The 13,761-nt window shown below is 70.8% G+C and carries 15 protein-coding genes; 6 read left to right on the plus strand and 9 right to left on the minus strand.

Translation table 11 applies throughout. The features are described from left to right. Positions 1-136: 136 nt before the first annotated feature. Both ACQKIP_RS23840 and ACQKIP_RS23845 read right to left on the minus strand, forming a co-directional pair. The gene (locus ACQKIP_RS23840) at positions 137-1,234 is read right to left on the minus strand and encodes a MerR family transcriptional regulator (RefSeq protein WP_365857126.1); all 1,098 of its coding nucleotides are present in this window, start codon (positions 1,232-1,234) and stop codon (positions 137-139) included. Between the two features lie 102 nt (positions 1,235-1,336). Then, complete coding sequence (locus tag ACQKIP_RS23845; protein ID WP_365857124.1) at positions 1,337-2,176, minus strand: helix-turn-helix transcriptional regulator; 840 nt, start codon at positions 2,174-2,176, stop codon at positions 1,337-1,339. Positions 2,177-2,410: 234 nt separating this feature from the next. On the opposite strand from ACQKIP_RS23845, the gene ACQKIP_RS23850 reads away from it, so the two are divergent. The 3 genes from ACQKIP_RS23850 to ACQKIP_RS23860 all read left to right on the plus strand — a co-directional run bounded on the left by ACQKIP_RS23850 (position 2,411) and on the right by ACQKIP_RS23860 (position 4,897). After that, on the plus strand, positions 2,411-3,355 hold the full coding sequence (locus ACQKIP_RS23850; RefSeq protein WP_365856778.1) for an SDR family oxidoreductase: 945 nt from the start codon (positions 2,411-2,413) through the stop codon (positions 3,353-3,355). Positions 3,356-3,852: 497 nt separating this feature from the next. Further along, positions 3,853-4,389 (plus strand): hypothetical protein, encoded by a 537-nt coding sequence (locus tag ACQKIP_RS23855; RefSeq protein WP_365856776.1) that lies wholly within the window; start codon positions 3,853-3,855, stop codon positions 4,387-4,389. A gap of 133 nt (positions 4,390-4,522) precedes the next feature. Further along, positions 4,523-4,897, plus strand: coding sequence for an STAS domain-containing protein (locus tag ACQKIP_RS23860; protein WP_365856774.1), 375 nt, complete (start codon positions 4,523-4,525; stop codon positions 4,895-4,897). A 120-nt stretch (positions 4,898-5,017) separates the two neighbouring features. Here the strand turns inward: ACQKIP_RS23860 and ACQKIP_RS23865 are convergent, their stop codons facing one another. From ACQKIP_RS23865 to ACQKIP_RS23890, 6 genes are all read right to left on the minus strand, one after another. Beyond that, complete coding sequence (locus ACQKIP_RS23865; RefSeq protein WP_365856772.1) at positions 5,018-5,455, minus strand: hypothetical protein; 438 nt, start codon at positions 5,453-5,455, stop codon at positions 5,018-5,020. A gap of 188 nt (positions 5,456-5,643) precedes the next feature. After that, entirely contained in the window at positions 5,644-6,651 is a 1,008-nt protein-coding gene (locus ACQKIP_RS23870) for an MASE1 domain-containing protein (protein ID WP_365857122.1), read from the minus strand. 148 nt (positions 6,652-6,799) lie between these two features. Further along, positions 6,800-7,627, minus strand: coding sequence for a PP2C family protein-serine/threonine phosphatase (locus tag ACQKIP_RS23875; RefSeq protein WP_365856770.1), 828 nt, complete (start codon positions 7,625-7,627; stop codon positions 6,800-6,802). A 147-nt stretch (positions 7,628-7,774) separates the two neighbouring features. Further along, complete coding sequence (locus tag ACQKIP_RS23880) at positions 7,775-8,668, minus strand: NAD-dependent protein deacetylase (RefSeq protein WP_365856768.1); 894 nt, start codon at positions 8,666-8,668, stop codon at positions 7,775-7,777. A gap of 62 nt (positions 8,669-8,730) precedes the next feature. Further along, positions 8,731-9,408 carry a response regulator transcription factor gene (locus ACQKIP_RS23885; RefSeq protein ID WP_365856766.1) on the minus strand — a complete coding sequence of 226 codons (678 nt, stop codon included), beginning with the start codon at positions 9,406-9,408 and terminating at the stop codon, positions 8,731-8,733. Then, the gene (locus tag ACQKIP_RS23890) at positions 9,409-10,608 is read right to left on the minus strand and encodes a sensor histidine kinase (RefSeq protein WP_365856764.1); all 1,200 of its coding nucleotides are present in this window, start codon (positions 10,606-10,608) and stop codon (positions 9,409-9,411) included. Positions 10,609-10,819: 211 nt separating this feature from the next. Here ACQKIP_RS23890 and ACQKIP_RS23895 point away from each other — a divergent pair, with 211 nt between their 5' ends. The 3 genes from ACQKIP_RS23895 (at position 10,820) to ACQKIP_RS23905 (ending at position 13,383) form a co-directional block, all read left to right on the plus strand. Beyond that, complete coding sequence (locus tag ACQKIP_RS23895) at positions 10,820-11,095, plus strand: hypothetical protein (RefSeq protein WP_365856762.1); 276 nt, start codon at positions 10,820-10,822, stop codon at positions 11,093-11,095. 165 nt (positions 11,096-11,260) lie between these two features. Beyond that, positions 11,261-12,715, plus strand: coding sequence for an alpha/beta hydrolase (locus tag ACQKIP_RS23900; protein WP_365856760.1), 1,455 nt, complete (start codon positions 11,261-11,263; stop codon positions 12,713-12,715). Between the two features lie 14 nt (positions 12,716-12,729). Next, positions 12,730-13,383: a hypothetical protein gene (locus ACQKIP_RS23905; protein WP_365856758.1), complete on the plus strand. Its 654-nt coding sequence runs from the start codon at positions 12,730-12,732 to the stop codon at positions 13,381-13,383. Between the two features lie 93 nt (positions 13,384-13,476). Here the strand turns inward: ACQKIP_RS23905 and ACQKIP_RS23910 are convergent. Further along, positions 13,477-13,761, minus strand: a 285-nt coding sequence (locus ACQKIP_RS23910; protein WP_427744010.1) for a peptidoglycan-binding domain-containing protein, incomplete at its 5' end; no start/stop codon positions are given.

Consider the following 13,761-nt stretch of genomic DNA (forward strand, 5'->3'; position numbering starts at 1 on the left):
CCCCAGGTGGCACACGCCTCCCCGCCTACGGCGCGTGAGTACCCCACGCGCCGTGGTCCATGCACCGAGTTCACCGCCGCTTGATCCCGACTTCGCTTCCGCACCGGGACTTCCGCGCCGGTCCCTTCGACGCCGGTCAGGCCACGAGCAGGCGGAGGCCGAGATCCGCCGCGTCGAGGTCGGCCAGATCGCCGTTGCGCTCGGCCCACCGGCCGGACTCGAGGTCGTCGCCGAGGCTTTGCACCGCCCGCTGCTCGGTCTGCAGACCGACCCTCGTCCAGACCGACGCCGCACGGCGCACATGATCTTCCAGGTACGCCACGGGGCGGCGCCAGTACGCCTCGAACAGGCCGTCGGCGCAGTCCCACGGAACGGGTACCGGCTGCGCGCGGGCGCCAATCGCATCGGCCATCCCGGTGAGCGAGGGAAAGCCGGCGAGAACCGAGGCGAACTCGGGCAGATAGTCGCGGGTCAGCCAGAACCGGTCCTGCCATCCGGGCTCGTCGGTGTCGAAGGTGAGCACCACCACCCGCCGGGCCACCCGCCGCAACTCGCGCAGCCCCGCCATCGGATCCCCCCAGTGGTGCACGGTGGACACCGCCATCGCGGCGTCGAAGGACCGGTCGTCGAAGGGCAGGTTCTCCGCGGCGGCGGCCACGCACGGCGCCGCACCGGCAGGCCGCTGGCCCCGCATGACCGCCGAGGGTTCCACCGCGGTCACCTGGCGGTCGGCAGGCTCGTAGGAACCGGTACCGGCCCCCACGTTCAGGACCGTCCGCGCGTCCCCGAGCGCGTCCCAGATCTGCTCGGCGATCCGCGGATCGGTGCGTCGTGTCGCGGTGTAGGCGCCGCCGATCGCGTCGTAGAGCCGTGCCCCGAGCATCTGCAGTTGTTCTTCCGGTGTCACCGTCAGCCCCTTCGCTCGTGACGCGAGCTCCCTGTCGATGGCCGCCACCATGGCGTCGGCGCGATCCCTCCGCTCCAGCAGCAGGCCGCGCAGCCGGTGCAGATGCGCGACCGCGTCGGCGCAGGGATCACCGACCAGCTCGGCGATCTCCCGCAGCCCGAAACCCAGCCGCCGGTAGGCCAGCACTTCTCGCAGCCGCTCCACGTCGTCCGCCGCGTAGGCCCGGTACCCGGCCGCGGTCCGCGTCGACGGCCGGACCAGCCCGATCTCGTCGTAGTGATGCAGCGTGCGGACGCTCACGCCGGCAAGCCCGGCCACGCGTCCCACGGTCCAGTTATCTTCCACGGCCCCGACTATGCGGCCTCACGCCACGTGAGGGTCAACAGCCTCCCCAGGGGGCCGCGCGAACCGTCCGGCAGGCCGCCGGGGTCAGTGCGGGCCCTGTGCTCCTATGACGGACAGCAACTGCAACTTCTCGTAGCTCTCGCTGCCGGGGATGGCCGTGTAGACGAGCAAGAAGTGCGGCTGGTCCGGGTCGAGGAGCGTCTGGCAGGTCAATTCCAGTGCGCCGAGTTCGGGGTGGACGAAGCGTTTCAGCTCGCGGGGGCGGATGCCGACCTCGTGCTTGTTCCACACCTCGCGGAACTCCTGGCTCTGCGCGAGCAACAAGTCGGCGTAGTGGGCGGCACGGGAACCGGGACCCCGCAGAGTGACCGCCCCGCGCAGTCCCGAGACGAACATACGGGTGAGGAACGGATGGTCCTCGGGGGCGTAGAGCTGTCGCGTGGCGGGGTCGGTGAACCATCGGTAGCCGATGCTGCGGGTCGGGCCGCTGTAGAGGGTCAGGTCGCCGGTGAGCGCGATGCCGAGCGGGGTCTGCCGCAGTGTCTCGCCGAGCTCGGTGACGATCTCCGCGGGAGTGTCGTGCAGGCGGTCGAGGATGCGCAGCAGACCGGGGCTGATGTGGCGGCTGTCCGCGCCCCGCGGGGGCGCGGTGTGTCCGGCGAGCCGGAACAGGTGGTCGCGTTCGTCGAGGGAGAGATGGAGCCCTTGCGCGATGGAGGCGATCATCTGCTCGGACGGATGGGGGCCTCGCTCCCGCTCCAGCCGCGCGTAGTAGTCGGTGGACATGTGGCACAGCGCGGCCGCTTCCTCCCGCCGCAGCCCGCTCGTCCTGCGGCGCTGCCCGCGCGGCAGGCCCACGTCCTCGGGTTGCAGCGACTGCCGGCGGTGCCGGAGGAACTCCGCGAGGCCGGTCCGATCGATCACTGTGCGTGCCTCCGTCACCGTGCATGCCTCCTTCGATGTTCCTTTCTACCGCCCGTACGACGCGGCATCCACGGACTGTCGATCCCCCCTTCAGCAGTTGCGTCCGCAACGGCGCCGTCCGAGGCTCGGTGACGTACCCACTCGTGAAGGCAGGATCGGGCAGCCGTGAACAGCGCCACCGCCTTCCACGACGGGATGACGGCGCAAGCAACGACACCACCCGGGAGTGGGCACATGCCACGCAAACCCATCGACATCGATGTTCCTGACCTGTCCGGCAGGCGCGCCGTCGTCACCGGAGCGAGCGACGGAATCGGGCTCGGCCTTGCCACCCGACTCGCCGAGGCCGGGGCCGAAGTGCTCCTGCCCGTGCGCAACCCGCGCAAGGGCGAGGCGGCGATCTCCACGATCCGTCAGACGGTGCCCCGCGCGAACGTGTCGCTGCGCGAGCTCGACCTGTCCTCGCTGGCCTCCGTCGCAGCCCTCGGCAAGGGCCTGGTGGAGGAGGGCCGGCCGATCCACATCCTCATCAACAACGCCGGGGTCATGACCCCGCCCGACCGGCAGCCGACCGCCGACGGGTTCGAGCTTCAGTTCGGCACCAACCACCTCGGTCATTTCGCGCTGGTGGCCCACCTGCTGCCGCTGCTGCGCGCCGGCCAGGCGCGCGTGACCTCACAAGTCAGCGTCGCGGCGAATCAAGGCGCCATCAACTGGGACGACCTGAACTGGGAGCGTGCCTACGACGGCATGAAGGCCTACAGCCAGTCCAAGATCGCGTTCGGGCTCTTCGGTCTCGAACTCGACCGGCGCAGCCAGAGCAACGGCTGGGGCATCTCCAGCAATCTCTCCCATCCCGGGGTCGCCCCGACGAGCCTGCTCGCCGCTCGCCCCGAGGTCGGGCGCAGCCAGGACACCCGGAGCGTGCGCATGATCCGGGCGCTGTCGGCCCGCGGCATCCTGGTCGGGACGGTCCGCACCGCACAACTCCCCGCCCTGTACGCCGCCACCTCCCCCGACGCCAAGCGCGGCGGGTTCTACGGGCCGCGCGGGCCGGGGCACATCGGCGGCCCTCCCGGCGAGCAGAAGCTCTACTCGCGCCTGCGCAGCACCGAGGAGGCCCAGCGCGTCTGGCAGGCCTCCGAAGAACTGACGAAGGTCGCCTTTCCTGCCTGCTGAGCCGTGAGGCGGGCACCGGACGGAGCGGACCGGGAGGACGGCTACCGGGAGTGTGACGACGACGATCGCTTCGTGGTCGTGGGGGCACGGTACCGGCACACTGATTCGCCAGAGCGTGTCCTTCGGCATTACGAAGCCGCCACCCGGGCCGGTGGTTGGCGGCCGCGCACCGCGAAGGGAAGCACCGCGGTGCCCGGTTGCTTGACCAAACCGGTGGGCGGCACGACTGCCTACCTCGCCGTGGAGGGGCCGGACGGCGGCCGGCTCCACGTGGGGATCATCGCCGACCGCGGCGGTTCGCCGTGGTGCTGAGAGGGAGACCGGCTCACCGGAGGGGTGTCAGCCGGCTGCAGAACACAGCAGCGTATGCCCGAAGGAGTGTTTGACCAGAGGCAACTGATCAGGCGGGCATCGGAATTCGCCGGAGGTGCATGGCGTCGGCCGTCTACTGTTTGGATACGCCGCACCGCCCGTCCCGGCCGCCCGAGGAGGACTCTGTGCCATCGCCCTGCGACCCCGCGCACGCGCCCGCCGGTGATGTGGGGACCGCGCTGATGATCATCGACTCCCGGCTCAAGGGCATCCACGACGGCAAGACCGGGACCAGCCCCGAACAGCAGGCGATGGCCGATCAGTTCGCCAGGTCCCTGGGACCGCAGGGAGTCCGTGAGGTGCTCGACGGCGCCTGCACGCTCATCTACATGTTCATGACGTGGCTGCGGAAGACCCATGAGGAGCACGACAAGGACGTCATCGAGTACGTGGTGCCCAACCTCGTGGCCACGATGCGCATGATGCCCAAGAGCGTCCGCCCCGAGGCCATCCCCACCATGACCGGCCTCGTCATCGCCGCGGGCACCGGCCTGAGCCCCAGCCTGTGGCGCAAGCAGTACGGGGACTGGACCGAGGCGGAGATGACCCCGCTGGAAGTCACCGCCTTCCTGCTCGCGGAGCACATCAACCGCATCACCGAGGACCCCGACTTCGCCACCCGCATCATCACCGAGGCCCTGTCCAGTGCGGACCAGGACTGACGCACATCAGTCGTGACACCCGGAACTGCCGCCCCCGATCCCCTCACGGTCAACTCCGCAGGAATTGGGGTGCCCCCTGCGCACATGGGCCCGCATATGACAGGGTCGACAAATGTTTCCCTACGACAACACAATGGAACTCCGTCCGCAGGGACGGATCGCCGTGGTCGCGCTGCGCGACGAGATCGACCTCCAGGGCGCGGACGCCGTCACCCTCGCCTTCCACCGCGCCTGCACCCACGGCGGCACCGACGCCACCCTGCTCGACCTCGCCGCACTCACCTTCGCCGACAGCACCCTGCTCGCCCTGATCCTCCAGACAAGGGCCGACCACGAGCAGGCGCAACGCCCCCTCGTCCTGTCCGGGCCCTTCCACACGCCCGTCCAACGCCTGCTCGAACTCACCGGCGCCGTCAACGTCCTGCCGCTGGCCGACACCCGCGAACAGGGAGTGCGGCGACTGCACACGCTCCTCGACGCCGCCGCTCCCCGCACATCACAGCCCTGATGGGCTGCCGCCTCCGCGGGCTCGGCTCCGGGTTCCACGCAAAAGAGTTCCATGCAAAGATCCCGACACGGACCCACCCTGGGGGCGTCGTCTTCACCGACGCCCCCCGGACGCGGCAGGTCAGCCGCAGTTCCCGTCGACCCAGCGGTGCGAGGCGACCTTGTACGTGTTCTGCAGGTAGCCGCTCTTCTGCTGCCGGGTGCAGCCGACCCGGTTCTTGTAGTCGGTGCCCAGGTAGTAGGCGACGCCGGACGCGGAGGACGTGCCGTTGTTCCAGACGTAGTACACGTTGCGCGTCTTGGCCCAGGAACACTTCAGCACGCCCGTGGACCAGTTGGGGTCAGCCACCGGCCAACTGCAGCGCTGCCAGCTGCTGTTGTAGAAGCAGACATCCCCCTTCTCGCAGCTGATGGCCCTGGGGCTGCCGTCCCGCGTCTCGACGACCTTGGTGCTCGGCGCGGCGGACGACGTGTCGGCCGCGCCGGCCGACGGCAGGAAGCCCGCCCCGGTGAGCGCGGCTCCCGCGATGACGATGGCGGCGCGTTTGGTGATGGTCATGCCGATTCCCCCTTGGATGCAGGTGCTGGTCGACACAAGAAGCTACGGACCAACACCGAGCAGGCGCGTCCACTGGAGGGTTGAACCATCACTCCACCCAGCGACGCAGCGGGTAAACCACAGCGGTAGCGGGGGCCCGCCGTCGCCAAGGCGGTGCCACCCGCCGCTCTCCCCGGCCCGTGGGCCCTTCACCCGTCCCGAGGGCGCTCCAGCGCCGGCGCCGTGTCGTCGGTGCGGAGGCCCGCGGTGTGGCCGGGGGCGGGCAGATCCGGCGGGGTCTCCCCCGCGGCGAGGTGTTCCAGTACCTCGGCGAGTTCCCGGCAGGCGTTCTGCACCGATCTCCGCAGCGCGCGCTGTTCCGCGACCATCGCGGACAGCAGCAGCGCCGTCAGCGCGGTGGCACCGTTGAAGGCCTGGAGTTTGGTCATCACCTCAATGGCCGAAAGGTTGAGGAAGGCCCCTTGCTGCGTACTGGCCTCGAACGTGGTCAGCACCGACGCGAACAGCGCGCACAGCATGCTGCCCGCCAGCTGGAAGCGCAGCGCCACCCAGATGAGCAGCGGGAAGACGAGGAAAAGCAGGCTCAAGGAGCCGAGCACCGACAGCGGTACGACGATCAACGCCGCGAGGCCCAGGACCAGCATCTCCCTCCACCGCGTGAGCCGCAGCGGCCCGGCGGCTCCCACCAGCACGAGCAGCAGCGGCGTGACCAGCAGGACGCCCATCGCATCGCCCACCCACCAGGCAAGCCACACGGACCAGAACTCCACGGTGTCCAGGCGGCCGGTCACCACCTGCAGCCCGACCCCCGCCGTGGCGCTGATCAGCATGGCTCCGAGTCCGCCGAGGAAGACCAGGGCCAGGCCGTCCCGCAGCCGTGAGATACCGACCCGGAATCCGGCCCGCCGCAGCAGCAGATAGGCGCAGAGCGGGGCGAGGGTGTTGCCCGCCACGGTGATCATCGTGGAGGGCTGCGGGGTGGCGAGCGACGCGATGAGGAGGAAGGAGCCGACGGCGATCCCGGGCCAGACCGCCGTGCCGTAGACCAGCAGTGCGGCCACGGCGACGCCGGTGGGCGGCCAGATGGGGGTGACGATCACGCCTTCGACGGTCAGCCTGCCGAGCAGGCCGAGGCGCCCCGCCACGTAGTAGCAGACGGCCACGGCCAGTGTCTTGAGGACTACCTCCAAGGGCAGCCGGAACCGCCGAGTCACCAACACAGAGCCATCAGACACCCGGCGGGCCGTTTCGGCCACGCGAAGACCCCCGGGCCGTATCCGGACGCGTCCGCTGTCCGTGGTCCGCGGGGGCTGGATTCCTGCTCGGCTGCGCGCGGTGGACGCGCTACAGAGCGGCGCCGCTGTCGTGGCCCAGGATCAGCACGGCGGCATCGTCCTCGTGCCCCACCGTGTCCGCCAGCCGCATGACACCGTTCGCCAGAGAGTTGATGCCCAGGCCGGCGGCGGTGGTGATCTCGGCGAGGCGCATCACCCGCCGCAGGCCCTCGTCCAGACTCAGCGACGGCCCCTCCACCACTCCGTCGGTCAGCAGCACGACGACACCGTCCGTGGTCAGACGGTGGCACACCACGGGGTACTCGGCGCCTTCGAGCACGCCGAGCGGCGGGCCGCACTCCCCTTCGTCGATACCGGACCGGCCGTCGGCCGTGGCCCAGATGTGCGGGATGTGGCCGGCCCGGGCGCACTCCAGGACGCCGGTGACCGGATCGAGCCGCAGGAACGTGCACGTCGCGAAGAGGTCCGCGCCCAGGGAGATCAGGAGCTCGTTGGTCCGCGTGAGCAGTTCTCCCGGGTCGCCGGTGACGGAGGCCAGTGCCCGCAGGCCCACCCGGACCTGCCCCATGAACGCGGCGGCCTTGATGTTGTGCCCCTGCACGTCGCCGATGGACAGGCCGATACGGCCGTCGGGCATGGTGAAGGCGTCGTACCAGTCTCCGCCGACGTTGAGCCCGTGGTTGGCGGGCATATAGCCCACGGCAAGCCGGACGCCGGCAGGCTCCGGGAGATCGTCAGGCAGCATGCCGCGCTGCAGTGCCACGGCCAGCTCGACCCGCGAGCGCTGCATCTCCGCGAGCTCGCGGGCACGGGCCGTCAGGCCCCCGAGCCTGACCAGCAGCTCGTCACCGTCGTCGGCGGTCTGCGTACGGAACATCGATCGCCCCGGTTCCGCGAGAGCACCCCGCGTCAGTTCAGCTGTCTTCCGTCTTCCATCACATGCATCACGCGCACAACGTCGCGATCAAGTCTGCCCTCAGATGACGGCGGTCGCACCCCGTCACGTCTGTCCGGCGCACCGGCCTCAGGGACACACCTGCGCCACCAGGGCGGTCAGCGCCTCCCCCAGCGGCAGGTCGACCCGCTCGGTGGCCCAGCGGTCGCCCCTGGTCGGGCCCTGGTTGACGATCAGGACCGGTGTGCCGGACTGCGCCGCCTGGCGCACGAAACGCAGCCCGGACATGACGGTGAGCGAGGAGCCGAGCACGAGCAGCGCGGCGGCCTGCCCGACGAGCTCGCGGCACGCCGCGACCCGCTCGGGAGGCACGTTCTCGCCGAAGAAGACGACGTCCGGCTTGAGGACCCCGTGGCCGCAGGCCGCGCACGCCGCCACCCGGAACTCGCGCACCGCCTCGTCGGGCAGCTCCACGTCACCGTCCGGATTGACCCGCGCCGCGCGGTAGCGCTCGGCGGCGGCCTCGAACCCCGGATTGGCGTCCCGCAGCCGCTGGTCGAGCTCCGCGCGGGCGCTTTCCCGCCCGCAGGCCAGGCAGATCACCCGGCTCAGGCTCCCGTGGAGCTCGATGACGCCCCCGGCCCCGGCCGACTGCTGCAGCCCGTCGACGTTCTGGGTGATCACGCCGGTGACCAGGCCTGCTTCGGCCAGGGCGGTCACGGCCCGGTGCCCGGCGTTCGGACTCGCGCGCACCATGGCGCGCCATCCCAGCTGGCTGCGCGCCCAGTACCGCTGCCTCGCCTGCTCGGCGCCGATGAACTCCTGGTACGTCATGGGAGTGTGCCGGCGCAGGGAGCCGTGCTCCCCGCGGTAGTCGGGAATACCGGACTCGGTGGAGAGGCCGGCCCCGCTCAGCACCGCGACCCCGCCGCCGCGCACCGCCTCGACGACAGCCGTGAGGTCGGTCGAGGCGGGCAGCAGGCCGCCGGTGGGCTCCCAGGTCAGCGTGGGTCGCGTCCGCATACGTGCCAGCTTACGTTTCGGGCGCCCGCGTACCGCGATCACACCGATATCGGCGGGCGGGATCATTGCTCCGCGTCACGGACCAGGAGAGCGATCTGGACCCGGTTGTCCACCGCCAGCTTGGCGAACAGGCTGCCCGTGTGGGCCTTGACGGTCGCGATGCTGATGTGCAGCCTCTGGGCGATCTCGGGGTTGCCGAGTCCGTCGGCGATGGCCCGGGCCGTATCGCGTTCCCGTTCGGTCAGCGTGGACAGCCTTTTGCGTGCGGCTTCGCGGGAGGTTTCACGGACGTGGGCGGACTGCGGTCCCGTGGCTGCGGCGATCACCCGGGCCGCGGCCGCCGGGGACAGCGCGGGCTCGCCGTCCGCGACGGTGCGCACCGCGTCCAGGATCTGCGCCGGCCGGGTGTCCTTGAGGACGAAACCCAGGGCGCCGGCCCGCAGTGCGCCGAGCACCAGGTCGTCGGAGTCGAAGGTCGTCAGCATGAGCACCCGGGGCGGCACCGCGCGGGTGAGCAGCTCCCTGGTCGCACTCAGTCCGTCGCGTCCGGGCATCCGCACGTCCATCAGTACGACGTCCGGCTGCTGTTCGTCCACCACGGTGATCGCGGCGTTCCCGTCGGCCGCCTCCGCCACGACGGTCAGGTCCGGTTCGCCGTCGATGACGAGGCGCAGCGCCATGCGCACCAGCTCCTCGTCGTCGACGATGACCACACGCACCGGCTGCCGCTCGCTGTCCACTCAGGTTCTCTTTTCGTGGGTGGGGTTGGGCCAGGGTAGTTGCGCCGTGAGGAGGTAGCCGTGGCCGGGTGTGGGGTGATGGTGGAGTGTGCCGCCGGCCAGTCCCACGCGTTCGGTCAGGCCGAGCAGGCCGAACCCCGATGCCGGGTGCTGTCGCACGGTTCTTGGGGTGCCCGGAGTGTGAGTGGGCGGGGAATTGCGGACGCTGACGTCCAGTCGGCTGCCCGCCGATCCTTCCAGGGTGATGTGTACGGGTGCGCCCGGAGCATGTTTGGCGGCGTTGGTCAGTCCTTCCTGGACCACCCGGTAGCAGGTCCGCCCCACGACGTCGGAGGGCGATTCACCGACGGTGGTGGTGAGCGTGACGTCCAGGCCGGATGAGCGGGCGTCGGCCACCAGGTCGGGGATCCTGTCCAGGGAGGGCTGGGGTGGTTCCGGGTGGCCCGGCTCTGCCCGGAGCACCCCCAGGACGTCGCGGAGTTCTTCCAGGGCTTGGTGGGAGCCCTCGGCGATGCCGCGGACCAGCACACGGTTCTCCTCGGCGCTGAGGTCTCCGCGGTGGTCGAGGACTCCGGCCTGCATGGCGACCAGGGAGATGCGGTGCGCGAGCACGTCGTGCATCTCGCGGGCGATGCGGTTGCGTTCCAGGGCCCGGGCCTGGGCCGCCCGTGCGTTCTGTTCCCGTTCCGCGCTCTCCGCCCGCTCCCGCAGGGAGCGCACTTCGACACGGCGGGCGCCGATGGCCATGCCCACGGCCACCGCGATACCGGCGGTCATGGCCGGCATCGTGAGCTGGATCCACCATGTGCCCGGCGGGCTCTCGACGGGGTAGACCTGGACGGCGAACTGTGCCGCGGCCACGTAGGTCAGCGCGACGACCCCGATCTCCACGGGGCGACGGCGGGTGGCGATCGAGCCAAGGGCCACTAGCCCGGCGCCGGCGGCCAGTGCCGACGCGGTCGAGGCGATCGTGACCGTCATGGCGACGGCCAGCGGGAAGCGCCGGCGCCACACGAGCGCCAGCAGGCAGGCAAGGGCCACCAGCGGGTCGCCGAAGTGGAACCACGGACCCGGACCGTCCCCCTGCCTGTGCAGCAGCACACCGGTGTAGAGCCAGGCCGGGATGCCCACTACGGCGGCTGCCGTCAGCCGCCAGGTCTGCTGCCACCACCCGAGCCGTGGCGCGACGTCCTTGTTCACCAGGCCATTGTCACCGACCCCCGCGGCCGGTGAATCAGACCCGGGGTTGATGCGCCTTAGACCAGAGTCCAATGACCGCCCCTACGGGAGTACAGGGCGTCTCGGGCCTGCGGGTCGATGTGCCCGAAGACACCGCACGGACAGACTCGTTCACGTGCCGAGACGACAGACGACGCAACGGACGGGACACGACACGAGAGGGAGGGGCACGATGCGCAAGGCCGGCTTCGCGGCCCTCGAGGCGGCCGGTATGGCGGTCACCGCCCTGGCCGCGCAAGCGGTGATCCGCGGGTTGCTCGACCGGGACACCGAGTTGCTGTGGGGCACCGTCCACCGGGCCCCCGGCGGCCGCACCGGCCAGCTGGTCCTTCTCGGATTCATCGCGCTGCTCGCGGCGGTGTCCGGCGGCTGGGCCCACATACGCCGGGAGCCGCACGCCCTGCCGGGCGGTGACACGCAGCAACTCCCCGACCGAGGAGCGGCCTGACCGGATCCGGCCCACATTCGCCTCTCGGCGCTGACATACCCCTCTACTCCGCACCGCCGTACCAGTTCCTCGGCACACCCGCTCCACAGCACGCGCGCAACAGCGCCCGCAGCCGGCATGGCCGCGCCCGGGGCACCCCCCACGCGTCCTTCAGGAGGACATCAGATGCGCAGATCCCTGTCCCTCGCCCTTGCCACCACCACGATGGCCGCGGCGACAGCCATGCCGGCCGTGTCATCGGCGGCGACACCGGACACCGTACGGTGGGGCCCCTGCCCGCAGGACGTGGCTGCACCCCGCCTGGAGTGCTCGACGCTCCAAGTCCCCCTGGACTACGGCAATCCCGATGGCCGCCGGATAGAGATCGCCGTCTCCCGACTAGCCGCCAAGCACCCTGCGCAGCGCCGCGGCGTGCTGCTGACCGACCCCGGCGGTCCGGGCGGTACAGGGCTCGGCTACCCGGCCGTCCTCGCCGCCTCCGGGCTGCCGCAAAAGGTGCTCGACTCCTACGACGTGATCGGCTTCGACCCGCGAGGCGTCGGCCGCAGCACCCCGGTGACCTGCGACCTGACGCCTGAGCAGCAGGCCCGCGGCAACTTCCCGCCGTACGCCCACACCGCCGCCGATGTCGCCAGGGAGGCGGGCAACGCGCGGACCATCGCCCGGCAGTGCGCCACCTCGCGCACCGCGTGGATGCTGCCCCACACCACCACCGCGAACACGGCACGCGACATGGACCGCATCCGGGCGGCGCTGGGCGTCCCGAAGGTCTCGTACCTGGGACATTCCTACGGCACCCATCTCGGCGCGGTGTACACCACGCTGTTTCCGGGGCGCAGCGACCGGATCGTCCTGGACAGCAATCTGGGGCCCCGCGGTTACGACGTCACGGCCATGCGGCGCTTCGCCCGCGGTATGGACGACCGGTTCCCGGACTTCGCGGCGTTCGCTGCCGCCCGCCCCCACTACGGCCTGGGCGACACACCGCAGCAGGTGACCGCGAAGTTCTTCGATCTGGCACGGCGTTTGGACGCGAAACCTGTGGAGGGTGTCGACGGGACATTGTTCCGCGGATTCACCTTCGACCGCCTCTACGCCGATGGGCTCCTGCCGCAAGTGGCCGAGTTCTGGCAGGCACTGGACACCGGCCGGCCGCTGCCGCCCGTGCCGCCGCTGCCGAACATGGAAAACCTCATGTCCGCGCGTTTCCATGTCATTTGCGGTGACACGCGCTGGCCGGACACCGTCCGCGCCTACCAGCGCCATGCCGCGGTCGACCGCGTGAAGCACCCGATGCTGGGCGGGTCCACGGCCAGCATCGGACCGTGTGCGTTCTGGCCGGACAAGCGGGGCGAGAAGCCGGTGCGCATCGGTGACCGGGGGCCGTCGAACGTGCTCCTGGTGCAGAACGAACGCGACCCGGGAACCCCGCTGGCCGGGGCGAAGGAGTTGCGGCGCGCGTTCGGCAAGCGGGCCAGGATGGTGACCGCCGACCAGGGCGGCCACGGCGTCTACCCCTTCGGCCGCAACACGTGCGCGAACGACGCGGTGACGGTGTTCCTGACCACCGGGCAGCGTCCGGCGCGGGACCTGACCTGCGCGGCCGAGCCCGACAAGTAGCCGGAGGGGCAGACATGTTGAAGGAGTTCCGGCGCCATCGCGCCGCACAGCGGGTCAAGCCCGGAGACGGCCGGCCACTGAAGCGTTTCCGCTGGTGGCAGATGACCTTCCGGGCGCTGTTCTATCTTCGGCTCACCGGCGACGACGGCCGTCAGACGATCTACGCCATCGACGTCAAGCATGCGGGGAACAGCTCGACCGGTGTCGTCGAAGCCCACCTGTACCGCGACGGCAGGCAGCACGCCCAGTCCAGACTCCCGGCCTTCTTCCCGGTGCCGGGCGGCACCATCGAGGTCAAGGGGAGCGCCTTCGGGCTCAAGCGCTGCCATTACGTCACCGACAAGGGAACCGAGCGGCAACTCACCCCGGACCGCGACTCCGCCGAGGGCCGCCGCACGCACTTCGACGGCGCACACCCGGCACTGAGCCAAGTGATCGGCTGCATCTCGTCGGTGATACTCGTCGTCGCCCTGGCGCTCCTCTTCTCCCAGCTGATCGAGCCGGTCACGAAGGTGGAGCCCGTGGCCCGGCGTATCGGGACCTTCACCCCGCCCGTCCGGCTGCCGCTTTGGGCAGACATCACGATCGGGCTCGGTGCCGCGATGGCCAGCACGGAGCGGGCCCTGCGGCTGCGCTACCACTGGCTGCTGGACGGCGGCGTGGGCTGACGCCCTCCGCTCGACGGTCTGGGCACTGGGGTCTTGGTCATGAGGTCTTGGTCGAGAGGTCTCGGTCATGGGGGCTCAGTCACGGGGTCTCGGTCAGACGGCCGCGGCGCTGATGGCGGTGCGGGTGCGCGGGCCGTAGACGCCGAGAGGTTCGTCGATGGCCTGTGCCTGTTGCATGCGCGCGACCGCGGCTGCCACGTCGTGGCTGTAGTAGCCGTCGACCGGGCCGGTGTAGAGGCGGAGCCGGCCCAGCTGTTCCTGCAACTGCCGTACGGGGGCACCCGTGCTGCCCGGGCGCAGCACGCTGGGTGCGCCGGCGGCCGCCGGCTGCGAGCGGGCGGGCGGAGTGTGGTGCCCGGTGTCTGTCGGGGAGCTGGG

This window comes from Streptomyces sp. NPDC059900 (genome assembly GCF_050270335.1).
GTDB lineage: Bacteria > Actinomycetota > Actinomycetes > Streptomycetales > Streptomycetaceae > Streptomyces.